The 21,924-nt window shown below is 67.6% G+C and carries 20 protein-coding genes; 12 read left to right on the top strand and 8 right to left on the bottom strand.

What is annotated here, in order from left to right:
• Positions 1–121 precede the first annotated feature (121 nt).
• Positions 122–259 (top strand): entericidin A/B family lipoprotein, encoded by a 138-nt coding sequence (locus tag C1925_RS01760; protein ID WP_079224917.1) that lies wholly within the window; start codon positions 122–124, stop codon positions 257–259.
• A gap of 200 nt (positions 260–459) precedes the next feature.
• Complete coding sequence (locus C1925_RS01765; RefSeq protein WP_079224919.1) at positions 460–681, top strand: CsbD family protein; 222 nt, start codon at positions 460–462, stop codon at positions 679–681.
• A gap of 81 nt (positions 682–762) precedes the next feature.
• Here the strand turns inward: C1925_RS01765 and C1925_RS01770 are convergent, their stop codons facing one another.
• A complete protein-coding gene (locus tag C1925_RS01770; RefSeq protein ID WP_108767433.1) occupies positions 763–1,575 on the bottom strand; it encodes a hypothetical protein in 813 nt (270 codons plus the stop codon).
• Positions 1,576–1,683: 108 nt separating this feature from the next.
• On the opposite strand from C1925_RS01770, the gene C1925_RS01775 reads away from it, so the two are divergent.
• The 4 genes from C1925_RS01775 to C1925_RS01790 all read left to right on the top strand — a co-directional run bounded on the left by C1925_RS01775 (position 1,684) and on the right by C1925_RS01790 (position 6,213).
• Entirely contained in the window at positions 1,684–2,976 is a 1,293-nt protein-coding gene (locus C1925_RS01775; protein WP_108767434.1) for a tryptophan--tRNA ligase, read from the top strand.
• 124 nt (positions 2,977–3,100) lie between these two features.
• Positions 3,101–3,397 (top strand): hypothetical protein, encoded by a 297-nt coding sequence (locus C1925_RS01780; RefSeq protein ID WP_108767435.1) that lies wholly within the window; start codon positions 3,101–3,103, stop codon positions 3,395–3,397.
• Positions 3,398–3,546: 149 nt separating this feature from the next.
• The gene (locus C1925_RS01785; RefSeq protein ID WP_108767436.1) at positions 3,547–4,479 is read left to right on the top strand and encodes an MBL fold metallo-hydrolase; all 933 of its coding nucleotides are present in this window, start codon (positions 3,547–3,549) and stop codon (positions 4,477–4,479) included.
• Between the two features lie 81 nt (positions 4,480–4,560).
• Positions 4,561–6,213, top strand: coding sequence for a M28 family metallopeptidase (locus tag C1925_RS01790; RefSeq protein WP_108767437.1), 1,653 nt, complete (start codon positions 4,561–4,563; stop codon positions 6,211–6,213).
• A 139-nt stretch (positions 6,214–6,352) separates the two neighbouring features.
• Here the strand turns inward: C1925_RS01790 and C1925_RS01795 are convergent, their stop codons facing one another.
• Positions 6,353–6,688, bottom strand: a complete 336-nt coding sequence (locus tag C1925_RS01795; protein ID WP_254051370.1) for a hypothetical protein — start codon at positions 6,686–6,688, stop codon at positions 6,353–6,355.
• A 31-nt stretch (positions 6,689–6,719) separates the two neighbouring features.
• On the bottom strand, positions 6,720–8,054 hold the full coding sequence (locus C1925_RS01800; protein ID WP_108767439.1) for an MFS transporter: 1,335 nt from the start codon (positions 8,052–8,054) through the stop codon (positions 6,720–6,722).
• Between the two features lie 312 nt (positions 8,055–8,366).
• Here C1925_RS01800 and yedA point away from each other — a divergent pair, with 312 nt between their 5' ends.
• Together yedA and rarD are read left to right on the top strand one after the other, a co-directional pair.
• Positions 8,367–9,272: a drug/metabolite exporter YedA gene (gene yedA, locus C1925_RS01805; protein ID WP_108767440.1), complete on the top strand. Its 906-nt coding sequence runs from the start codon at positions 8,367–8,369 to the stop codon at positions 9,270–9,272.
• Entirely contained in the window at positions 9,269–10,195 is a 927-nt protein-coding gene (rarD, locus tag C1925_RS01810) for an EamA family transporter RarD (protein ID WP_108767441.1), read from the top strand. Before yedA ends, rarD begins: the two co-directional genes overlap by 4 nt.
• Positions 10,196–10,351: 156 nt before the next feature.
• On the opposite strand, the gene C1925_RS01815 is transcribed toward rarD, so the two are convergent.
• The 5 genes from C1925_RS01815 to C1925_RS01835 all read right to left on the bottom strand — a co-directional run bounded on the left by C1925_RS01815 (position 10,352) and on the right by C1925_RS01835 (position 18,212).
• Positions 10,352–13,177, bottom strand: a complete 2,826-nt coding sequence (locus tag C1925_RS01815) for a TonB-dependent receptor (protein WP_108767442.1) — start codon at positions 13,175–13,177, stop codon at positions 10,352–10,354.
• Positions 13,178–13,666: 489 nt separating this feature from the next.
• Positions 13,667–14,983 carry an ABC transporter permease gene (locus tag C1925_RS01820; protein WP_108767443.1) on the bottom strand — a complete coding sequence of 439 codons (1,317 nt, stop codon included), beginning with the start codon at positions 14,981–14,983 and terminating at the stop codon, positions 13,667–13,669.
• Between the two features lie 12 nt (positions 14,984–14,995).
• Positions 14,996–16,153: an FtsX-like permease family protein gene (locus C1925_RS01825; protein WP_108767444.1), complete on the bottom strand. Its 1,158-nt coding sequence runs from the start codon at positions 16,151–16,153 to the stop codon at positions 14,996–14,998.
• Between the two features lie 14 nt (positions 16,154–16,167).
• The gene (locus C1925_RS01830) at positions 16,168–16,857 is read right to left on the bottom strand and encodes an ABC transporter ATP-binding protein (RefSeq protein WP_049412548.1); all 690 of its coding nucleotides are present in this window, start codon (positions 16,855–16,857) and stop codon (positions 16,168–16,170) included.
• Positions 16,858–16,961: 104 nt separating this feature from the next.
• A complete protein-coding gene (locus tag C1925_RS01835) occupies positions 16,962–18,212 on the bottom strand; it encodes an efflux RND transporter periplasmic adaptor subunit (protein ID WP_108767445.1) in 1,251 nt (416 codons plus the stop codon).
• A gap of 203 nt (positions 18,213–18,415) precedes the next feature.
• Here C1925_RS01835 and C1925_RS01840 point away from each other — a divergent pair, with 203 nt between their 5' ends.
• Genes C1925_RS01840 through C1925_RS01855 form a run of 4 tightly spaced genes read left to right on the top strand, consistent with a single transcriptional unit; the run spans position 18,416 to position 21,917 of the window.
• Entirely contained in the window at positions 18,416–19,324 is a 909-nt protein-coding gene (locus tag C1925_RS01840; protein ID WP_108767446.1) for an ABC transporter ATP-binding protein, read from the top strand.
• Positions 19,321–20,097 carry an ABC transporter permease gene (locus C1925_RS01845; protein ID WP_108767447.1) on the top strand — a complete coding sequence of 259 codons (777 nt, stop codon included), beginning with the start codon at positions 19,321–19,323 and terminating at the stop codon, positions 20,095–20,097. Before C1925_RS01840 ends, C1925_RS01845 begins: the two co-directional genes overlap by 4 nt.
• A 6-nt stretch (positions 20,098–20,103) precedes the next feature.
• Positions 20,104–21,318 (top strand): sensor histidine kinase, encoded by a 1,215-nt coding sequence (locus C1925_RS01850; protein WP_108767448.1) that lies wholly within the window; start codon positions 20,104–20,106, stop codon positions 21,316–21,318.
• Positions 21,315–21,917 carry a response regulator transcription factor gene (locus tag C1925_RS01855; protein WP_108767449.1) on the top strand — a complete coding sequence of 201 codons (603 nt, stop codon included), beginning with the start codon at positions 21,315–21,317 and terminating at the stop codon, positions 21,915–21,917. The genes C1925_RS01850 and C1925_RS01855 overlap by 4 nt, the downstream gene beginning before the upstream one ends.
• The last annotated feature ends 7 nt before the right edge of the window (positions 21,918–21,924 follow it).

Below are 21,924 nucleotides of genomic sequence, written 5' to 3' on the forward strand. Positions count from 1 at the left end.
GGCCTGTTCACACTCGCTGCACGCGGCAGACGCCAGATTGCACTTCACGCAAGGCCATTCCACCGTGGCAATGGCCAAGCGCGATGAAAACCATGTAGTGGCGAACCCCAGGAGAAAACCCATGAAGCGTGTAGTTGCCCTGATGCTGTTGTCGATGTTCTCGGTGGCCATGCTGGCTGGCTGCAACACTGTTGCCGGCGCCGGCAAGGATGTGCAGAAGGCTGGCCAGTCGGTTGAGGATGCCGCCAAGGGCAACTGAGCCCGGGGTGGTGCCGAATGTAAGAGGCCGGGACACTGTCCCGGCCTTTTTCTTTTCGCATTTCGCGCAGACGAGCTCGTCGGTAGTGAATCATTCAAGCAGGTGAGCATGCCTTTCATTGCAGGTTGACTGTCGATCAACAGCCGGTGCGCGAAGCTGGAACCACGGTAAGAACGCCGTTGCAACCAAGGGTTCCAGCAATGAACAAAGACATCATTTCCGGCAAGTGGTCGCAGCTCAAGGGCAAGGCCCAGGCCAAGTGGGGCGATCTGACCAACGACGATTTCGATGTGGCCGAGGGCAACGCCGAATACCTGGCGGGCCGTCTGCAGGAACGCTATGGCTGGGCCAAGGACCGTGCCGAGAAGGAAGTGCACGAGTTCTCCGACAGCGTCCGCAAGGATTATCCGGACTTCAAGTAAAAGTCCGTCGCGCTTCCCCCACAGCGCGCCCCCACAGCCCGGCGCCCGTACCGTGATGGTGCGGGCGTCGTGCTGTCTGCCTCAGCGTGCCGGCGGGTCGGGCACGTAGCGGTTGGGGAAGGCCTGCGGTTCGCGCGGCAGGCGCGAGCGCGTATCCAGCACGATGCCGCGTGCGCGCAGGTTGCGTGCGCTGTCGTAGCGCAGCTTTTGCACCTGGGCGGGGCCGCGGCTGGCGCGTTCGAATGCGGTGTCACGCACCTGCGAGGTCTCGCGGTCACCGTGGCCGGTGCCCAGTGCCGGGGCCTGCGACTTGGCGGCGTAGCCTTCGGCAACGCTGGCGCTGCTGTCAGCGGCCGATTCGGCCGCCGGGGCCGCGGGCGCCGGTGGCGGCAACTGCCGCAGGCGCGGTTCCGGGCGGGGCTGCGGGCGCCAGCGGTACATTTCGTTGAACACCGCAATGCCGATCACGCCCACATTGTCCGGCCGCCCGGTGCGGCTGGCATAGCTGCCGCCGGGGCTGCTGAACACGAACTGGGCCACCTCGTCCTGGCTCTTGCGCCAGCCGGTGATGTCCGCGCTCTGGCCGGGGTTGAGCACGTAGCCGGTCTGCGAGGGATTGGCGTCTTCGCCGGAAATGGCATTGATGCCGTCCACCGACAGCACCACCAGCACGCGCCGCGGGCTGTCGTTGTACAGGCGCACGGCATAGCGATGGCCGCGCTCGCCAGTCACCCAGCGCTGGCCGTCAGCCGGGTAGCTGCGCAGTTCGGTGCCGCGGTCGCGGTCGACCAGGCTCATGCGGACCGGGCCGTCCGTGGAGACCGGCGGCGGCAGCGGGGCCGGGCGGAAGCCGGCCAGGGGCAGGATCAGCAGCAGGGGCAGCAGGCGTTTCATCGGGCGTCTCCAGCGGGGTTGGGTGAACAAACGCGCCGCAGGCCCTGACGGGGTTGGTCGCGGGCACGGTAAACTGGCCCCGTTCATCGAAGGTTACCCCACGCAGTCATGACGACCCGAGTTCTTACCGGCATTACCCCCTCCGGCACGCCCCACCTGGGCAACTACGTTGGCGCCATCCGTCCGGCCATCGCGGCCAGCCGCGCGCCGGACATCGAGAGTTTCTTCTTCCTGGCCGACCTGCACAGCCTGATCAAATCGCAGGACCCGCAGCGCACCCAGCGCGCGACCCTGGAGATTGCGGCCAGCTGGCTGGCCTGCGGCCTCGACCCGGAACACGTGTGGTTCTACCGCCAGAGCGACATCCGCGAAACCACCGAGCTGATGTGGTTCCTCACCGCCATCGCCAGCAAGGGCATCCTCAACCGTGCCCACGCCTACAAGGCGGCGGTGGACAAGAACCGTGAAGAGGGCGTGGACGAGGACGCGGGCGTCAGCGCCGGCCTGTTCATGTACCCGGTGCTGATGGCCGCCGACATCCTCATCTTCAAGGCCAACCAGGTGCCGGTGGGCCGTGACCAGATCCAGCACATCGAGATGGCGCGCGATTTCGCCCAGCGCTTCAACCACGTGTACGGCAAGGAGTATTTCCCGCTGCCGGACGTGGTGATCGACGAGCAGGTGGCGACCCTGGCGGGCCTGGACGGCCGCAAGATGAGCAAGAGCTACCACAACACCATTCCGCTGTTCGTGCCGCGCGAGGAGCTGAAGAAGCTGGTGTTCTCGATCCTCACCGACTCGCGCGCACCGGGCGAACCGAAGGACACCGAGGGCTCGGCGCTGTTCCAGATGTACCAGGCCTTCGCCACCCCGGAACAGACCGCCGAATTCGCCAAGGCCTTCGCCGCCGGCATCAGCTGGGGCGATGCCAAGCAGCAGCTGTTCGAGCGCATCGACGGCGAACTGTCGCCGCTGCGCGAGCGCTACAACGCGCTGATGGCCGAGCCGGAGAAGATCGAAGCGCTGCTCAAGCGCCGTGGCCAGCAGCTGCGCGAGCAGCTGGCGGCCCCGCTGCTGGAAGAACTGCGCCATGCCGTGGGCCTGCGTGACCTGTCCAGCGCCGGCGACATCGCCAGCGAGGATGCTGGCGTCGCCCGCGCGGCACCGCCGCTGTTCAAGCAGTACCGCGAAAAGGACGGCCGCTTCTACTTCAAGCTGACCGCCGGCGACGGCACGCTGCTGATCCAGAGCGAAGGCTTCGATTCGCCGCGCGATGCCGGCCAGCTCATCGCCGTGATCAAGCAGGCCGAGCAGGGCGACCAGCTGCAGAGCGAGCTGTTCAAGCTGGAAGCCGAGGTCGATGCCGTGCTGGCCGCGCTGGCGGTGCTGCGCGCCGAATGACAGGTAGTGCCGGCCGCTGGCCGGCAACCGCACGGGACATGCCGGCCAGCGGCCGGCACCACCACGGCATTGCACCCATGGCATGATGCCCACGCGCCCCCGGCGCGATGACATGGAGTCTGCGATGGCCTGGTTGTCGCTGCTGCTGTTCCTGCCCTGGTTCCTGCTGCTGGGCAGCCTGTACTGGCTGTTTCCGCGCCAGCCGCGCACCGCGCGGCGGCGCCTGTTCGATACCACCACCCTGGCGCTGGCCTTCGCCCTGAGCATCGCCTCGATGCTGTGGGGCTACCACATCGGCCGGGTGCAGCCCGGCGCCGGCCCGATCTGGCCGCAGGTGCTGGCGGTGCTGTACGCCTATGGGGCGTTCCTGGCGGTGCTGGTGCTGGCCCTGCTGCTGCGGCCGAGATTCCTGGACCGGTAGTGCCGGCCGCTGGCCGGCACCTGCATTGTCCTGGCGATCCCGCGGTTGCCGGCCAGCGGCCGGCACTACCCGACCAAAGCCGCATCGAACCGGCCCCACGCCCGCGCCTACCATGGGGGTCTGTTCCTGATCCTGCCAGGTGCGTGCCGATGACCGCCGATCCCAGCATCCACACCATCGATACCGGCTTCCAGCGTCCCGACTTCGACGCGGCCTACCTCATCGTCGAGAACGGCCGTGCGGCCTTCGTCGATTGCGGCACCGGCCTGTCCGTGCCGGCCATGCTGCAGGCGCTGGCCGATGCCGGGCTGGGCGTGGAGGCGGTGGACTGGTTGCTGCTGACCCACGTGCACCTGGACCACGCCGGTGGCGCCGGCCTGCTGATGCAGCAGCTGCCGAACGCGAAAGCCGTACTGCACCCGCGCGGCGCGCCGCACATGATCGACCCGACCCGGCTGATTGCCGGTGCCACTGCGGTCTACGGCGCCGAGGAAATCGCACGCAGCTACGGCCGCATCGAAGCGATTCCCGAGGCCCGCGTGGTGGTGGCCGAAGACGGCCACCGCATCGACCTGGCCGGCCGTGAACTGCTGTTGCTGCACACGCCGGGGCATGCGCTGCACCACTACTGCGTGTGGGATGCGCGCAGCCGCAGCTGGTTCACCGGCGATACCTTCGGCATCTCCTACCGCGAGCTGGACAGTGCGCAGGGTGCCTTCATCTTTCCCACGTCCTCGCCGGTGCAGTTCGATCCGGAGGCGATGAAGGCGTCGATCCAGCGCATGCTGGGCTACGGCCCGCAGGCGATGTACCTCACTCACTATGGCCGCGTGCAGCAGGTGCAGAAGCTGGCCGACGACCTGTTCGAGCAGATCGATGCGATGGCGACGATCGGCCGCCAGTGCGATGGGCGCCCGGACCGCCACCGTTGCCTGCTGGCCGCGCTGCAGGCGCTGTACCTGGAGCGTGCGCAGCAGCATGGCTGCGCGCTGGATCAGGCCGCGGTAGCCGAGGTGCTGGCGATGGACATCGAGCTGAACGCGCAGGGCCTGGCCTGCTGGCTGGACCGCGCATCCCGCTGACCCGTAGGCCTGCGCGGCGGTGTCACGACCACGTTACACTCTGGTGACTCCCCTTCCTGCCGTGGTATTGCCGTGAATCCGATGCGTGTGTTGCTGCTGTCGTCCTGCCTCTTCGTCGGGGGCCTGGCCCATGCGGCCAACGACCTGCCCGGTGGCGGCATCGATCCGCAGGCACTGTCGCGTCACGTGCAGGTGCTGGCGTCCGACGAATTCGAAGGCCGCGCACCGGCCAGCGAGGGCGAAGAGCGCACCGTGCAGTATCTGATCGAGCAGTTCCGCAGCTACGGCCTGCAGCCCGGCGGCCCCGATGGCAGCTGGGTGCAGCAGGTGCCGCTGGTGCGCGCGCAGCTGGACGGCCCGGCCAAGGCCAGCCTGCAGCTGAAGAAGGGCAAGCGCACGCTGGCCAATGGCGTGGACGTGACCCTGCAGAGCCTGCAGCCGCGCAAGCGCGTGCAGATCAACAACGCACCGCTGGTGTTCGTCGGCTATGGCATCGACGCACCGGAACGCCACTGGAACGATTACAAGGACGTGGATCTGCACGGCAAGATTGCCGTGGTGCTGATCAACGACGCCGACTTCGAAGCCGATGCGCCGGGTGCGTTCGACGGCAAGGCGGTGACCTACTACGGCCGCTGGACCTACAAGTTCGAGGAAGCCGCGCGCCGCGGTGCCGAGGGTGTCCTGATCGTGCACGAGACCGCGCCGGCCGCCTACGGCTGGGCCACGGTGAAGAGCTCGGGCACCTCGCCGCTGTTCGACATCGAGCGCGGCCAGGCCGAAGCGATGGCCCAGCACACGCCGCTGCGTGGCTGGATGCAGCGCGAGCTGGCCGAGGCGATCTTCGCCGACGCCGGCCTGGATTTCGACGCCGAGAAGCGCAAGGCCATGCAGGCCGACTTCCGTCCGGTGGTGCTGGACAACGCCAAGCTGAGCGTGGATTTCGCGATCAAGCGCGAGCCGGTGGTGACCCGCAACGTGGTGGCCAAGCTGCCCGGCGGCGAGCATGGCGATGAGGCCGTGATCTTCTCCGCGCACTGGGATGCGTTTGGTATCGGCCAGCCCGATGCCAAGGGTGACCGCATCCGCCATGGCGCCATCGACAACGCCACCGGCGTGGCCACCGTGCTGGAACTGGGCCGCGTGTTCGCTGCCGGCCCGCAGCCGCAGCGCAGCCTGTACTTCGTCGCCCTGACGGCCGAAGAGAAGGGCCTGCTGGGTGCCAGCTACTATGCCGCACACCCGCTGGCACCGCTGGAAAAGACCGCGGCCGTGCTGAACATCGAAATGTTCAGCCCGGATGGCGCGACCCGTGACATCGCCTCGTGGGGCAAGGGCCGGGTGTCGCTGGAAGGCGACCTGGAACGCGTGGCCAAGGCCCGTGGCCGCAGTTACAGCCCCGACCCGAACCTGGAAGCGGGCTTCTTCTACCGCGCGGATCACTTCGCCTTTGCCCGCCTGGGCGTGCCGGCCATCACCATCGGCCCGGGCCTGGACAAGCTGGACGGCGGCGTCGAGGCCGGCCGCGCGCTGCGCGAGAAGTACTTCGCCGACTGCTACCACCAGGCCTGCGACGCCTGGACCCCGAGCTGGGACCCGGCCGGCCATGCCGCCGACACCCTGCTGGTCTACGACCTGGGCGCCGAGCTGGCCAACAGCCGCCGCTGGCCGCAGTGGGAGAAGGAGTCGGAATTCCACGGCGCCCGCGAGAAGAGCGACGCCGCCCGCCGTTGAAGGGAGTGCCGGCCGCTGGCCGGCAATCCGGTGCGACGACGGAGGTAGAGTCGACTGTTAGTCGACTATGCGCGAAGCGCGGGTTTCATGCCTCGTTAGGGAGAGCAGTCGACTAACAGTCGACTCTACCCAGCCGCGCTCATCGGCGCCGGCGCAGCAGCGCCCACGCGCCCCAGCCACTGGCGGCGAGCACGGCCAGATAGCACACCACCATCGTGCGCATGCCCATCGGGTGCAGTTGCCCGCCGCGCGGGTGGGTACTCATCGCCATCGAGCTGTGGCCACTGCCCAGGTCGACTGCCAGCTGCAGCACCAATGCGGCAGAGAACACCAGCAAGGCCACCCCGAAGCCGATGCGCGGCCATGAGGCCTGCGCGCTGGGGCGGCGCAGCAGCCAGGCCAGTGCCGTGGCTGCGGCAAGCGCCGCCGCGATCCACATCAGCGGCGACGCCGGAGACGTAGCAGCCACCGGCATTGCACCGGTGGCTGCGATCAGTACGACGCCCTTACTTGCGGGTGCCGTCGAGCCAGTTCGGGCCCTTGTTGGTGAGGAAGAAGACATAGACCACCAACGATACCGCGATTGTGGCCGTGACGTAGATGGCGAACCAGTCGACGTGGCCGGTCTTCAGCGCGCCCTGGTACAGCAGCGGGGCGGTACCACCGAACAGCGAGTTGGCCAGCGCATAGCCCAGGCCCACGCCAAGTGCACGGATGTGGGTGGGGAACAGTTCGGCCTTCACCACCGCGTTGATGGAGGTGTAGCCGGTGAGGATGACAAAGCCCAGCGCCAGGGTCAGGAAGGCGAGGGTGGCATCGTGCTGGTGCGGCAGCTGGGTGATCAGGTACCAGCTGTACAGCACGCCGCCCACGCCGAAGAACACCAGCAGGCTCTTGCGGCCGATGATGTCCGACAGCCAGCCGCCGACCGGCTGCAGCACCATCAGGAACGTCAGCACGCCAAGGTTGACCAGGGTGGCGGTCATCGGATCATCCGCGGCAAACGCGCTCTGGATCATCTTCGGGCCGTTCACCGAGTAGGTGTAGAAGGCAATGGTGCCGCCGGCGGTGATCAGGAAGCACAGCAGCAGCGGGCGCCACTGGTGCACGATCAGTTCGTACATCGAACCGGACTTCTTCGCCTTGCCCTCGCGTGCGGCCTCGATCGACGATTCTTCCATCGTCTCGTCCATGCCCCGGCGCAGCCAGAACACCACGACCGCGGCGATGCCACCGATGCCGAACGCGATGCGCCAGCCGAATTCGGAAATCTCCGGCTTGCCCCAGAAGTTCAGCATCAGGAACAGGGTGAGCTGCGCCAGCACGTGGCCGCCGACCAGGGTGACGTAATGGAACGAGGACAGGAAGCCACGGCGGCCGGGAATGGCGGCCTCGGACATGTAGGTGGCGCTGGCGCCGTACTCGCCGCCGGTGGCGAAGCCCTGCAGCAGGCGTGCGAACAGCAGGATGATCGCCGCCCAGATGCCGATGCTGGCCGCCGTGGGCGTGATCGCGATGAGGAAGGAGCAGACGGCCATCAGGGTGACCGACACGGTGAGTGCCAGGCGACGGCCGTGGCGGTCCGCGAAGCGGCCGAAGAACCAGGCGCCGATCGGGCGCATCAGGAACGTGGCGGCGAAGATCGCCCACACGTACATGGTGGAGTTCTTGTCTTCGGGCGAGAAGAACTGCGATTCGAAGTACACGGCGAACACCGAGTACACGTAGACGTCATACCACTCCACCAAGTTGCCGGCGGAGCCTTTGAGGGTATTGGAGATCGAGCGGCGCAGCGCGGCGCCGTCGGTGCTGGGGACAGCAGGTTGGGACGTGGTGCTCATCTGGGTGAGGATCCTCGATGCGGTGCTTCCATGCGGGAAAGATCGGTGCCAGGGGCGCGCGTGGGGCGCTGCCAGCCAGCCTCCTAGGTACTGCATCCCACGTCAACGCCGGGTGCCGGAGGGGCGGGCAAGGCATGGGGACCGCACAGGGTGACAGCGGCCCGCAGGGGGGACCATAGCTAGATCGTCGTACGCGATGTCGTGCGCTGCGCGTTCAGTAAAGTCCTGCAAGGCCTGCGCGACTGCCGGAAGCGGGGTTGCTCCGTCACCCGAACCTTCTAGAATCCCTTTTCCCCTGCCTGCTGGTGCGTCATGTCGGCTTCCCCTGTTCCTTCTGCGGCTGCCCCCCGGGGTGGCCTTGTCGCGCTGGCCTTGCTGCTGGTCTACGTGGTCTGGGGCTCGACCTACCTGGGCATCGCCAAGGCCCTGCACGGCGGCGCGCTGCCGCTCACCATGGTCTCCGGCAGCCGCTTCATCATCGCCGGCGGCCTGATGTACCTGGCCCTGCGCCTGTTCTGGAAGATGCCGCGGCCGAGCCTGCGGCAGTGGCGCAACCTGGTCATCATGGGCGTGACCATGCTGGTGCTGGGCAATGGCATGGTGGTGCTGGCCGAGCGTGAAGTGTCTTCCGGCCTGGCCGCAACAGCAGTGGCCTCGGTGCCGTTGTGGATGGCGCTGTTCTCCGCGTTTCGCGGCCAGCACGCCAGCCGCGGCGAATGGCTGGGCATCGCGGTCGGTTTCATCGGCGTGGTCTGGCTCAATGCCGGCAGCAGCCTCACGGCGTCGCCCACCGGGCTGGTGCTGCTCCTGATCGCACCGGTCGGCTGGGCATTCGGTTCGGTGTGGGCGCGCGGCCTGGATCTGCCCGGTCCGTTCATGACCGCTGCCGGGCAGATGATCTGCGGTGGCGTGCTGCTGGTGCTGATCGGCCTGGCGGTGGGCGAGCGCCCGACTACGCTGCCCGACACGGGCGGCCTGCTGGCCATGGCCTACCTGTGCGTGTTCGGTTCCATCGTGGCGTTCACCGCCTATGTCTGGCTGCTGCACAACGTGCGCCCGGCGCTGGCCGGCAGCTACGCCTACGTCAATCCGGTCATCGCGGTGCTGCTGGGCGCGGCACTGAATGGCGAGCAGTTCGGCTGGCGCGATTTCCTCGCGATGGCGGTCATCCTGCTGGGCGTGGTGGTGCTGACCATGGCAAGGACCTGGAAGAAGTGAGCATGGACGAGAAGGAACAACGCCGCGGTCTATGGGTCACCGCGTCCACCTTCGTGCTGTGGGGGCTGGTGCCGGTGTACTGGCATCTGCTCAACGAGGTGCCGTCGTTCCAGATCATTGCCCACCGCATCATCTGGTCCACGGTGCTGGTGGTGGCGTGGCTGCTGCTGACCGCGCGCCTGGGCTGGTGGCGGAAGATCGCCGCGCAGCCGCGCGCGCTGCCGATCCTGGCGGTATCCAGCCTGACCATTGCCTTCAACTGGGGCCTGTACATCTGGGCGGTCAACGCCGGGCACGTGATCGAAACCAGCCTGGGCTACTTCATCAATCCGCTGGTGAATGTGTTGCTGGGCGTGCTGGTACTGAAGGAGCGCCTGCGCCGCGTGCAGTGGATCGCGGTGGCAATGGCCGCGGTGGGCGTGGCCTGGCTGACCATCGATGCTGGCACGCCGCCGTGGATCGCGCTGGGCCTGGCGTGTTCGTTCGGCCTGTACGGGCTGCTGCGCAAGCTGGTGTCGGTCGATCCGGTGGCCGGGCTGGGCGTGGAGAGCCTGTACCTGTTCCTGCCCGCGCTTGCGTTTGCGGTGTGGGCAGAGAACGGTCATGGCGGCGCGTTCTTCCACGGCTGGGGCTGGCGCAACGATCTGCTGCTGGTGTTCGGTGGCGTGGTCACTGCAGTGCCGCTGATCGGCTTCGCCTACGGGGTGAAGCGCATTCCGCTGTCGCTGGTCGGCATCCTGCAGTACATCGCACCGAGCCTGCAGCTGCTGCTGGGCGTGTTCTTCTTCCACGAGGCGTTCGACACCGGCAAGGCGATTGGCTTTGCGGTGATCTGGGCCGGGCTGGTGTTGTTCGTCGGCGAGAACGTGCGGGCGATGCGGGCGGCGAGGGGTCGGATCCCTCCGCAACGCGGTGGGCTCTGACCTCCGGGCTGAGCTGGGAAAGGGGTCAGAGCCCTTCGCGTTGCGAAGGGATCCGACCTCGGTTCCGGCAAAAAAGAACGGCGCCCCGAGGGGCGCCGTTCTGCTTCCATCTCCGGCCAGGAGAGAGTTGGCCGGAACGGGAACGCGGGTGCAGGCTTAGAAGCGCTGCTGGTACTTCATGTACATGAAACGACCGATGTCGAAGCCGCCGTAGTAGACGAAGCTGCTGTTCGGCTGGCTGTACATCACCGGACCCTGGTGGTCGAACACGTTGTTCAGGCCCAGCGACACGGTGCCATTCCACGGCAGGCTGTAACGCACCTGCAGGTCGTGGAAGGTGTTCGAGCCCACCTTGTTGGTCGGCGAGGCATCGGTGTAGGCCGAGCTGAAGTCCGGCAGGTTGCACTCGTCCATGTAGGAGCACTTCTCCTTCATGCTGGAGTAGTAACGCGCGGTCCAGCCGATGCCCAGGTTGCCGTACTGCCAGTCCAGGTTGAAGGTCGAGCGCACGCGGAAGTTGCCGCCCCAGCTGGTCAGCTGTTCCACCGGCGTGGTGACGGCGTTGTCGTTACGCTGTTCCAGGTAGTCGGTGTAGGTGGTGTTCCAGGTGACGGCGAACTTGCCGAACGTGGTTTCCGGCAGGCGGTAGCGCGCGCTGATGTCATAGCCGGCGGTCTCGCGGTAGCCGGCGTTGACCAGCGAGCGGTCCAGCGCGTTGACCTGGCCGTTGCTGCCGCGGGTGAAGCGACCGCAGGCCGCGTCCGAACCCTGCACGTAGCACTGTTCCAGGATGCTGGTGGCCGACTCGCCGACGATGGCGTTGTTGATGCGGATCTTCCACCAGTCCAGGCTGACGTCCAGGCCCTGCACGAAGTCCGGGCTGTAGACCAGGCCGACGGTCCAGGTCTTGGCGGTTTCCGGCTTCAGCTCCGGGTTGGAACCCGAGTTGAAATCGGTGGTGGCCTGCTGGCCCGGCTTGCTGGCCACGCTGCCGTCGCTGTTGAGCTGGCGGAAGTTGGCCGGCACGTTCAGGGCCTTGCAGCGTGCGGCAACCGCGGCGCTGGTGGCGGCGGTGCCGAACGAGGTGTCGCACGGGTCGGTGAACGAGTCACGGCTGCTGACGGTGCCGCCGTACAGATCGTCCACGGTCGGCGCACGGAAGCCGGTGCCGTAGGTGGCGCGCACCAGCAGGCTGTCGATCGGCTTCCACTTCACGCCGAACTTGCTGTTGGTGGTCGAACCGAAGTTGTTGTAATCCGAGTAACGACCGGCCACGTCCAGCGACAGCTCACGGGCAAAGGCCATGTCGGCCAGCAGCGGCACCTGCAGTTCCAGGTAGACCTCGCTCAGCGAGTAGTCGCCCTGGGTCGGCTTGCCGCTGGTGCCGGCGATCTGGCCGTTCTGCACCATCAGGTCCGGGGTGTAGCGTGCTTCTTCGGTACGGTGCTCGAAGCCCATCGCGGTCAGCACGTCGCCGGCCGGCAGGGTGAACAGCGAGCCGGAGATGTTGGCGCTGGCCACCTTGGTGGTGGTCTGGCTCTTGTCCACGAAGCGGGCGAACAGGTAGTCCTGCACGTCCTGGTTGCTCAGCGAGCCCGGGCCGGTGTAGCCCATCGGCGCGGCCGGATTCCACGGCACGCAGCCGGCAATCACCGCATCCGGCGTGCCGCAGTACGCCACGCCATCCTTGATGAAGGATGGGCCGACGGCCTGGTTGACGTTGGGCTGGTACATGCTGCCCGTGCCGATGCGCTCGCCTTCATTGCGGTTGTAGGTGTAGTTGACGTTCCAGTCCCAGTAGCGCGAACCGGTGTCGAAGCTGCCTTCCAGACCCAGGCTGCCGCGCTTGGTCTCCATGTTGTTTTCGGTGCCACGCAGCATTTCTTCGGTGCGGTGCGAGAACAGCACGTCCTGGCCCCACAGATTGAATGCGCTGTCCTTGGACAGGGCGGCGCGGGTGCCGCTGCGCGCCTGTGCGGCAGTCACCGAGTACGGGTAACCGGCCAGGTGCTTGCTCGATTCGCGCTTGCTGTACAGCGCATCGGCAACCAGACGCAGGTTGTCGGTGATCGAGAAGCCACCGTTGGCGAACACCGAAGTGCGCTCCAGGCCGGTCAGCAGGCTCATGTTGGTCTTGGTGTTGGCACCATCGGCCGGGTTCAGCGTGTGGAAGTTGGCTGCATCGGTCGGGTCGCCGCCCGGGCCGACAGTCACCGGCTTGCCGCCGACGGTGACGCTGCCCCACGGCGTGGTGCCGTTGAGGCCATCGTTCGGATGACGCGGGCCGTTGACGTAGCGGGTGAACTCACGCGCGCCGCCCATCACTTCGTCTTCCTTGGTGCGCTCGGCACCCACGCTGAACCAGCCGCGGTCGAAGGTCTTGCCGAAGGTGGCGCTGTAGGAGCGCTTCTGGCCGTCACCTTCGCCGTACTGGCCGACGTAGACGCTGGCTTCGCCACCGTCGAAATTCTTGCGGGTGATGATGTTGACCACACCGGCGATGGCGTCCGAGCCGTACAGCGCCGACGCACCGTCGGTCAGCACTTCCACGCGCTCGACGATGGCCGAGGGAATCGAGGCCAGGTCGGAATAACCACCGGCGCTGACGCCCATGCGGCGGCCGTCGATCAGCACCAGGCTGCGTTCCGGGCCCAGGTTGCGCAGGCTGACATACATGCCACCGAAGTCGCGCGAGGAGGTCAGCGACGAAGCGCGGCTCATGCTCGGCGAACCGGCAGCGGTCACGTCCTGCAGGATGTCGGCGACGTTGACGTAGCCCTTCTTCTCGATCTCGGCGCGGTTGAGCGCGACCACCGGCTGGGCGGTCTCGACACTGGCCTGGCGGATGCGCGAGCCGGTGATTTCGATGCGGTCGAGGTTGGTGGTGTTGTCGCCCGCATCCTGTGCGAAGGCGGGGGTGGTGCAGCTGGCGGCCAGCGCGATGACGATCGCGTTGCGCAGCGGGGTGGTCTTCAGGGACATCCGTGAAATCTCGTGTTTCAGAAAAAAACATGCGCCCGTTCTATGGGCGCGTGGGGTACTGCAAACCAACGTGGGGGGCGGGATTCTAGAGTGTTTTCATTCGTAACTGTTTGTCCCTGCGTGTTACATCGCGCCGAACATGAATCGCAACCAACAATCCACAGGGGTGCTGTGCGCAGCGTCACGCGCGAGGTGTTTTCGATGCGCAGAGGCACCGATAACGGCGGCAGTCGCGCGATCTGTAATGCACGGAGTGTGCGAACGTTCATCCACGCATGGCGTGGATCTACTGCAACGCGGACACCCGTGCGATACACAATGAATCCGGCAAATCCGCGCCTCGCGTGGATGAGGCCCAGTAGATCCACGCCACGCGTGGATGACGCCACACCAGTAGATCCACGCCATGCGTGGATGACGCGCCCACAAAAAAGGGCGAAGCCTTCGCTTCGCCCTCCAGATCCATCACTCCACACACCGGCGCGTTGGTCAGGTCTCGCGCAACGCCGTGGTGATCGGCAGGCGCGCCGCGCGCAGTGCCGGGAACAGGCCACCGACCAGGCCGATGCCCAGCGCCCACTTCAGGCCATTCCACAGCAGCTCCGGCGACACGTGGAACTTGAACACCACCGCGCTGAAATTGCTGCCGATGGTGGACACGCTGTAACCGTTGAACAGCAGCCAGGCCACCGCACAGCCCAGCAATCCGCCCAGCAAGGCCAGCAGCATGGTTTCCAGCATCACTGCGGTCACCACCGGCAGGCCGCGGAACCCGATCGCGCGCATGGTGGCGATCTCGCGTGCACGCGTCGCGACTGCGGCGTACATCGTGTTGAGCGCACCGAACACCGCGCCCACCGCCATGATCGTGCCGATCACCTTTCCAAGGATGTCGATCAGCTTGGTCAGGCCACCGCCCTGCTTGCTGTAGTACGCGCGCGTAGTTTCGACGTCCAGCTTCAGGCGCGGATCGGCCGCCACGGCCGCCTTGAACTGTTCGAAGCCAGGCTTGCCATCGGTGCGCACGCTGATCGACTGCCACGCACTGCGCTGGTAGGTGGTGGCCAGCGTATCGGCATCGGTCCACATTTCCGAATCGTGCGCATCCCCCGAGGCGAACACACCGACCACGGTCCAAGCCTGGTTGCCCAGGGTCAGTGTCTTGCCGACGTCCAGATCGCGGAACTGTCCCTGCGCGCCCTGGCCGACCACGATCTCGCGCAGGCCGGTGCCGAACTTGCGCCCCTGCACGATCTTCACCTTGTCATGCACCGCCCACGCCTGTGGGCCGACGCCGCGGAACTGCGCGTTGACGTCGGTACCGTCGGCCTTGGACACGAGGTTCACCACCTGTGACAGCTCCGGTGACAGCAGCGGCCGGCCTTCGCTATCGCGGCTGATGCCGGGCAGGGTGGACAGCATTGGCACCTGCTCGCGGGTGATGACCGAATTGGTCTCGGCCTGCGAACCGCCGCGCAGCACGATGGCGGTGGTGTCATCGCCGGTGTTGTTGAGCGTGGCCTGGAAGCCCTCGCCCATGGCCAGCATCGCCACCAGCACGCCGACCACGCCGGCAATGCCCACCACGATCACCGAGGAGGCACCCCAGCGCTGCGGCAGGCTGGCGATGCCGATACGGGTGGCCGCCAGCGCCAGTCGCCCGCTGCGGGTCAGCAGCAGCCACAGCGCCACCAGCACCGCCACGGCCAGCACACCGACCCACGGCAGGCCGATCCACAGCACCAGGCCCACCGCCAGCAGCAGCACGGTCAGTGCATTGCCCAACCACTTCTTGATCCTGTTCATCGGGAATCCTCCTCAGCGGCCGGCCAGCGCATCGACGATCTTCAGGCGCTTGGCGCGCAGCGCGGGCAGCAGCCCGACCACGACGCCGATCACCACGATCAGGCCGATGCCCACCAGCCAGGTGGGGGTGGGTACGTGCGGTGGCAGCATGCCCAGGCTCTTCGGCGCGATCGCCGGCAGCACCAGTGCGGCCAGGCCCATGCCGATCAGGCCGCCGAGGCCGATCAGCAGCACCGACTCGACCATCACCAGCGTCAGCACGGTGCTGTCCTTGAAGCCCAGCGTCTTCAGCGTGGCCAGCTCGGGAATGCGCTCGCGCACGGCCTGCGCCATGGTGTTGCCGGTCAGCAGCAGCAGGGTGAAGAACACCGCGCCCATGATCGAGGTGACGATCATGCCGATATCCGCGAACTGCTTGACGAAGGCCTGCTGGAACGCCGATTCGGTCTGGGTCTTGGTCTCGTGGTCGGAGTTGGCCGAGATCGCATCGATGGCCTGCGCGACCCGCGAGGCATGGTCGGGGTTGTCCAGGGTGATCGTGTACCAGCTCACCTGGTTCTTGATGTAGTCGTTGGACTCGTCGAAGTACTTCCAGTTCATCATCAGCTGGCGTTCTTCGTTGCCCGCCTGCGCGCGGTCCTTCGAGCGGAAGATGCCCTTCAGCTCCAGCGGCCAGTCATTGCTGCCGCCGCGCGGGAAGATGGTCGCCTGCAGCGGAATGGTGTCGCCGATCTTCCAGCCGAACTGGTTGGCCAGGGTCTCGCCGACGATGGCGCCGGTGCGGGTCTGCTTCCAGTCTTCCAGCTGTGCCGGGTCGATCTGCAGTTCGCGGTAGACGTCGAAGTAGTTGGGCGACACCGAGAAGTTCGGGAAGAAGTTCTTCGGGTCCTGGTAGATGCCGCCGAACCACATGCCATAGGCCACGTCGCGCACGCCATCGACCTGGCGGATCTGCGTCTCCAGGCGGATCGGCAGCGATTGGGTGATCGACAGCCGCGAAGCCGTGACCAGGCGGTTGGCACCTTCCACGCTGCCGCCGGAATTGAATGCCACGCGCACCGAATCGAGCATGCCGAACAGCAGGAATGCCGCGACCACCGAAAGCAGGGTCAGCAGGGTCCGGGTGCGGCTGCGGAACAGCTGGGCCCAGACCAGGGAAAAGTATTTCATCGCCGGGGCCTCCGTCAGTGGGCCAGCGGGGCGTCGGCCAGCTCGCCCTTGTCCAGGTGCACCGTGTGGGTGGCGTACTCGGCGGCCTTCGGGTCATGGGTGACCATGATGATGGTCTTGCCGTGTTCGCGGTTGAGCTGCTGCAGCAGGCCCAGGATCTCCTCGGCCGATTGCCGGTCGAGATCGCCGGTCGGTTCGTCGCAGATCAGGAAGGTCGGGTCGGAGACGATGGCGCGGGCAATCGCCACGCGCTGCTGCTGGCCGCCGGACAGTTCGTTGGGGCGGTGGCTGCGGCGGTCGGCCAGGCCGACCAGGGTCAGCGCGATCTCGGCATTGCGCCTGCGCTGTGCGGCGCTGAGGTGGGTCAGCAGCAGCGGCAGCTCCACGTTCTTCTGCGCGGTCAGCATCGGCATCAGGTTGTAGAACTGGAACACGAAGCCGACGTGGTGGCTGCGCCAGGTCGAGAGCTGGCCGCCGCTCATCTGGTCGATGCGCTCGCCTTCGATGCTGATCTCGCCGCCACTGGGGTTGTCCAGGCCGCCGATCAGGTTGAGCAGGGTGGTCTTGCCCGAACCGGACGGGCCCATCAGCGCGACGAAGTCGCCGCTGGCGATGTCCAGGTCGATGCCGTGCAGCACCTGCACTTTTTCCGGGCCGCGTTGGTAGGTCTTGGTGATGTTGCGCAGTGAAACCAGGGTCGACATCGGGGTTCTCCACGAAGGGTGGGACACGGGAACGCGCGCCGGCCACGGGCCGGAGGGCATGCATCGAACGGTGCTGCCGGCGGCGCCACGCGGGCGCCAGGCCGTTACTGCGCTTGTTTCAGTCGAACCCTGGCGCCATCGCGCAGGGTGTCCGGTGGGCTGACCACCACGCTTTCACCCGCACTCACGCCCTTCAGCAGCTGGCGATCCTTGCCCATCGCCTGGCCGGCCTGCACGGCGCGCTGCTGCACGCGGTCGGCATCGCCCAGCACGAAGGCCACGCTGGCACCGTCGCGCTCGACCACCGCCGTGGCCGGCACGCGCACGCCCTGCGGCTTGCTGGCGGTGGCCTGCGGCTGCGCCTGTTCCAGGAAACTGACCCGCACGCCCATCTCCGGCACGATGCGCGGGTCCTTCACCTTCAGCGCCACGCGCACCTTCACCGTGGCCTTGCCGCGGTCGGCGGTGGGGATGATGGCGATCACCTCGCCGGGGATCTTCCAGTCCGGGTAGGCGTTGAGCGTGGCTTCCACCGGCATCTTCGGCTGCACGCGGCCGATGAAGGCTTCGCCCACTTCCACCTCGATCTCCAGCGAATCCATGTCGACGATGGTGCCGATGCCGGTACGGGTGAAGCCGCCACCGGCCGACAGCGGCGAGACGATCTCGCCCGGCTGCGCGGCCTTGGCGGTGACTACTCCAGAGAACGGCGCGCGCACGATGTTGTTGTCCACGCCGAGGTCGGCGATGGCGAGCTGGTCGCTGGCCACCTTGACATTGCGCTGGGCGGTATCGAGCTGTGCGCGGAGGCTGTCACGCTGGGCCACGGCCTGGTCGTACTGCGAACGCGAGACCAGCTGCTGGCCGACCAGCGCCTGCAGGCGGCTGGCTTCGGCGGCGGCCTGGCGCTGCTGCGCCTGCAGGCCGGCCACCTGTGCACGTGCGGCCTGCACCTGCGAGGCGGAGAGGCTGCGCTGTGCATCGGCATCGATCGGGTCCAGCGTGGCCATGACCTGGCCGGCCTCCACCCGCATGCCTTCCTCGATCATCACTTCGCGCACCTTGCCGGTGATCTTGGCCGACACCGTGGCCATGCGCCGGGCCACCACGTAGCCGCTGGCATCGAGTACCGAGCTGCTGGCATTGCCCTGCTGGATCGCTACTGCCGGTGCGGTTTCCACCTCCACCGTCGGCTCGCGGCCGAACAGGAAGAAGGCACCGCCGGCCAACAGCAGCACGATCACCATGAGCGCGATCCACAGCCAGCGGCGGCCGCCCGGGCCATCCCCGGAGGACGGCGGCGGGCTCTTGCGGTCGATACGGAGTTCCTTCAACAGCTCGGCAGAAGCGTTCATTGCGTTCCATCACAGGCGTTCGGGCGGAGTGGCCGGAAGGGCGACAGCAGCGGTTCCGGTGGCAAAGCGTGTGGCACAGCATGCAGGTGGCACGGGGCGGGATGGCAGTGACAGCTGTCACCCGATGTAGCTGACGGCGGCCACTGCGAAACGTGACCGGGGCGGCACAGGATGGCAACGTCCCCGCTACCGGTACCGCACCCATGGATCCGACCGCAGCTCCCACTACGGCCCCGCTGGCCCGCCTGCACCAGGTGCAGGTGCATTACGCCGGCCATGCCGCCCTGCAGGGCATCGACCTGCAGGTGCGTGCCGGCCAGGTCCTGGCCCTGCTGGGCCGCAACGGTGCTGGCAAGAGTACCGCGATCAGCGTGCTGCTGGGCCTGCGCCGCGCCGATGCCGGGCAGGTCGAACTGCTTGGTGGTGATCCGCAGCAGCGCGCCAGCCGCGTGGGGCTGGGCGTGATGCTGCAGAGCACCAGCCTGCCGCCGATGCTGCAGGTGGATGAACTGGTGGCGCAGGCCAGCGCCTGCTATCCCGATCCGATGCCGCTGGCCGAGGTCCTGCAGCGCGCCGGCCTGCAGGAGCTGGCCCGCCGCCGCTATGGGCAGCTGTCCGGTGGCCAGCAGCGCACGGTGCAGTTCGCCATCGCGCTGTGCGGGCGCCCGCGCGTGCTGTTCCTGGATGAGCCCACCACCGGCCTGGACATCCAGGCGCGGCAGGTGATGTGGCAGGCGATCCGGCACCTGGTGGCCGAAGGCTGCGGCGTGCTGCTGACCACCCACTACCTGGAGGAAGCCGAAGCGCTGGCGCAGCAGGTGGTGGTGCTGGAACAGGGCCGCGTGCTGGCCGATGCGCCGCTGGCCGAGCTGCGCCTGGCCGACCGGCCGCGGCGCATCCGCTGCCGCAGCGGCCTGGCGGTGGAAGACGTGCAGCACTGGCCTGGCGTGCAGCAGGTGCAGCGCGACGGTGCGCACCTGCAGCTGCTGGCCAGCCCGGCCGAACCGGTGGTGGCGCGCCTGCTGGCTGCCGATGCACGACTGCAGGAGCTGGAAGTACAGGGCGCGGCATTGGCCGACGCCTTCCTCGACATGACCCGGGAGGCCGCATGAACACCGTGACCCACACCCTCGCTGCGCCGCGCGCGTCCGTGCGTGCCGCCCTGCGTCCCTACATCGCCGAGCTGCAGGCCGAGCTGCGCCGGGCCTGGCGCACGCCGGCCTTCGCGGTGCCGTCGCTGCTGTTCCCGGTGCTGTTCTACCTGTTGTTCGGCGTGCTGCTGGGGCGTGGCCACGCGCCGCTGTACCTGCTGGCTACCTACAGCGTGTTCGGCGCGATGGCACCGGCCCTGTTCGGCTTCGGCGTGCAGCTGGCACTGGACCGCGAAGGTGGCCTGCTGACCCTGAAGCGCGCGCTGCCGATGCCGGCGGCGGCGCCATTGCTGGCACGGCTGGCGATGGCGGTGATGTTCGCGCTGCTGGTGGCCGGCCTGCTGGTCACCGCAGCCAGCACTCTGGGCGGCGTGCATCTGCAGGTGCAGCAGATCCTGCAGCTGCTGGCCGTGGCTGCGCTGGCGGCCCTGCCGCTGGGCGCCATCGGCCTGCTGATCGGCAGCCATGTCAGTGCCAGCGCGGCACCGGCGATGGTCAACCTGGTGTACCTGCCGCTGGCCCTGCTCTCGGGCCTGTGGCTGCCGCTGTCGGCTCTGCCCAAGCTGTTCTCGACGATGGCGCCGCTGTGGCCGACCTGGCACCTGGCGCAGCTGGCGCTGACGGTGGTCGGGCTGCCCGCGGCAGGCAGCCTCGCCGGGCATCTGCTGGTGCTGCTGGGCGTGACCGTGGTGGCGCTGCTGCTGGCGCGCCGCCGCCTGCGTCGGGTCGGCTGAACTGGCATGATCGGCAGCGAACGTCCCCGCCTGGATCCGCCCGTGTCGTCGAGCTGGCTTGCCTCCCTGCTGCGCCCTGCGCCGGATTCGGCCGTGGCCGACCTGTTGCGTCGGGGCAAATCGCCGTGGAGCGGTGCGATCCACCTGCTGTGGTCGGTGTGGATCTTCCTGACGCCCGCGCTGGGCAATGGCTTCACCCTGCGCTGGTTGTTCCTCACCCTGGCCAGCTATCCGCTGTTCCTGTTCCTGTATGCACGGGTGATGCTGGCGCCGCGCCACCACGGCCCGCGCTATGCGCTGGCGATGGTCGCGCTGTCGCTGGTGCTGCTGCCCTGGTACCCGTCCGGCCTGAGCTACTTCGTGTTCGGCTGCGTGCTGATGCGCATGAGCGGGCGCAGCGGCTGGTGGATGTACCTGCTGCAGCTGACCGGGTTGAACATCGTGTTCTGCTCGGCCGCGCTGTACTTCGGCTACCCATGGCAGGCGCTGGTGTGGATGCCGGCGGTGTCCTTCATCGTCGGCCTGGTGGTGAACGTGGAGGCGTTGAGCCAGCAGCGCGATGTGGCCCTGCAGCTGTCGCAGGAGGAAGTGCGGCGGCTGGCGACCACCGCCGAGCGCGAGCGCATCGGCCGTGACCTGCACGATCTGCTCGGCCACACGCTGTCGCTGATCACGTTGAAGCTGGAACTGGCGCGCAAGCTGTACGACCGCGATGACGCGCGTGCGCGGCAGGAGATCGGCGAGGCCGAGGCCATTGCCCGCGAGGCACTGGCGCAGGTGCGCAGTGCGGTCACCGGCATCCGTGCCAGCGATCTGGCCGGCGAGCTGGCCTCGGCGCGGCTGCTGCTGGAATGCCAGCAGGTGCACCTGCATTACACGGTGCCGCCACCGATGCCGGTGGAGGTAGAGCGCGGCCTGGCTCTGGTGCTGCGCGAGGCGGCCACCAATATCGTGCGCCATGCGCAGGCGACCCAGGCGCGGGTGGAATTCATGCAGGAAGGACGGCAGCTGGTGATGCAGATACGCGATGATGGACGGGGCGGCCTGCAGGCCGAAGGCAATGGCCTGTGCGGCATGCGCGAGCGCGTGGCCGCGCTGGGCGGCCAGCTGCAGGTGCAGTCGGCCAGGGGCGAGGGCACCGTGTTGAGCGTGCGCGTGCCGCTGGCAGCGGCCACCACTCCGGTCCCGCCGGCCTCGCTGGCACAGGACGGTGCGGCATGATCCGCATCCTGCTGGCCGAGGACCAGGCCATGGTGCGCGGCGCGCTGTCGGCGCTGCTGGGTCTGGAGCCGGATATCGACGTGCTGGGCAGCGCTGCCGACGGCGAGGCTGCCTGGCGCATGCTGCAGCAGCTGCAGCCGGACATCCTGGTGACCGACATCGAGATGCCCGGCCTGACCGGCCTGGAGCTGGCCCAGCGCATCGCCCGCCACGAACTGCCGATCAAGGTGGTCATCGTCACCACCTTCGCCCGCGCCGGTTTCCTGCGCCGCGCGCTGGAAGCGGGGGTGCTGGGTTATCTGTTGAAGGATGCGCCGGCGGAGAACCTGGCCGAAGCGCTGCGCAAGGTGCAGCAGGGCATCCGCGCGATCGACCCGCAGCTGGCGATGGACGCGTGGTCGCAGGCCGATCCACTGACCGATCGCGAGCGCCGCGTGCTGCGCCTGGCAGGCGAGGGCCGCACGGCCAGCGAGATCGCCGAGCAGCTGGGGCTGTCGCACGGCACGGTGCGCAATTACCTGTCCGAGTGCATCGGCAAGCTGGGCGTGGCCAACCGCATCGAGGCGTACCGGCTGGCGCGGCAGAAGGGTTGGTTGTAGCGCCGGG

The organism is Stenotrophomonas sp. SAU14A_NAIMI4_5 (assembly GCF_003086795.1).
Lineage (GTDB): Bacteria > Pseudomonadota > Gammaproteobacteria > Xanthomonadales > Xanthomonadaceae > Stenotrophomonas.

What these genes read in the sequence shown, in the direction of transcription:
- C1925_RS01760 (WP_079224917.1), top strand. Translation starts at nt 122, where the DNA reads ATGAAGCGTGTAGTTGCCCTGATGCTGTTGTCGATGTTCTCGGTGGCC.
- C1925_RS01765 (WP_079224919.1), top strand. Translation starts at nt 460, where the DNA reads ATGAACAAAGACATCATTTCCGGCAAGTGGTCGCAGCTCAAGGGCAAG.
- C1925_RS01770 (WP_108767433.1), bottom strand. Translation starts at nt 1,575, where the DNA reads ATGAAACGCCTGCTGCCCCTGCTGCTGATCCTGCCCCTGGCCGGCTTC.
- C1925_RS01775 (WP_108767434.1), top strand. Translation starts at nt 1,684, where the DNA reads ATGACGACCCGAGTTCTTACCGGCATTACCCCCTCCGGCACGCCCCAC.
- C1925_RS01780 (WP_108767435.1), top strand. Translation starts at nt 3,101, where the DNA reads ATGGCCTGGTTGTCGCTGCTGCTGTTCCTGCCCTGGTTCCTGCTGCTG.
- C1925_RS01785 (WP_108767436.1), top strand. Translation starts at nt 3,547, where the DNA reads ATGACCGCCGATCCCAGCATCCACACCATCGATACCGGCTTCCAGCGT.
- C1925_RS01790 (WP_108767437.1), top strand. Translation starts at nt 4,561, where the DNA reads ATGCGTGTGTTGCTGCTGTCGTCCTGCCTCTTCGTCGGGGGCCTGGCC.
- C1925_RS01795 (WP_254051370.1), bottom strand. Translation starts at nt 6,688, where the DNA reads ATGCCGGTGGCTGCTACGTCTCCGGCGTCGCCGCTGATGTGGATCGCG.
- C1925_RS01800 (WP_108767439.1), bottom strand. Translation starts at nt 8,054, where the DNA reads ATGAGCACCACGTCCCAACCTGCTGTCCCCAGCACCGACGGCGCCGCG.
- yedA (WP_108767440.1), top strand. Translation starts at nt 8,367, where the DNA reads ATGTCGGCTTCCCCTGTTCCTTCTGCGGCTGCCCCCCGGGGTGGCCTT.
- C1925_RS01815 (WP_108767442.1), bottom strand. Translation starts at nt 13,177, where the DNA reads ATGTCCCTGAAGACCACCCCGCTGCGCAACGCGATCGTCATCGCGCTG.
- C1925_RS01820 (WP_108767443.1), bottom strand. Translation starts at nt 14,983, where the DNA reads ATGAACAGGATCAAGAAGTGGTTGGGCAATGCACTGACCGTGCTGCTG.
- C1925_RS01825 (WP_108767444.1), bottom strand. Translation starts at nt 16,153, where the DNA reads ATGAAATACTTTTCCCTGGTCTGGGCCCAGCTGTTCCGCAGCCGCACC.
- C1925_RS01830 (WP_049412548.1), bottom strand. Translation starts at nt 16,857, where the DNA reads ATGTCGACCCTGGTTTCACTGCGCAACATCACCAAGACCTACCAACGC.
- C1925_RS01835 (WP_108767445.1), bottom strand. Translation starts at nt 18,212, where the DNA reads ATGAACGCTTCTGCCGAGCTGTTGAAGGAACTCCGTATCGACCGCAAG.
- C1925_RS01840 (WP_108767446.1), top strand. Translation starts at nt 18,416, where the DNA reads ATGGATCCGACCGCAGCTCCCACTACGGCCCCGCTGGCCCGCCTGCAC.
- C1925_RS01845 (WP_108767447.1), top strand. Translation starts at nt 19,321, where the DNA reads ATGAACACCGTGACCCACACCCTCGCTGCGCCGCGCGCGTCCGTGCGT.
- C1925_RS01850 (WP_108767448.1), top strand. Translation starts at nt 20,104, where the DNA reads ATGATCGGCAGCGAACGTCCCCGCCTGGATCCGCCCGTGTCGTCGAGC.
- C1925_RS01855 (WP_108767449.1), top strand. Translation starts at nt 21,315, where the DNA reads ATGATCCGCATCCTGCTGGCCGAGGACCAGGCCATGGTGCGCGGCGCG.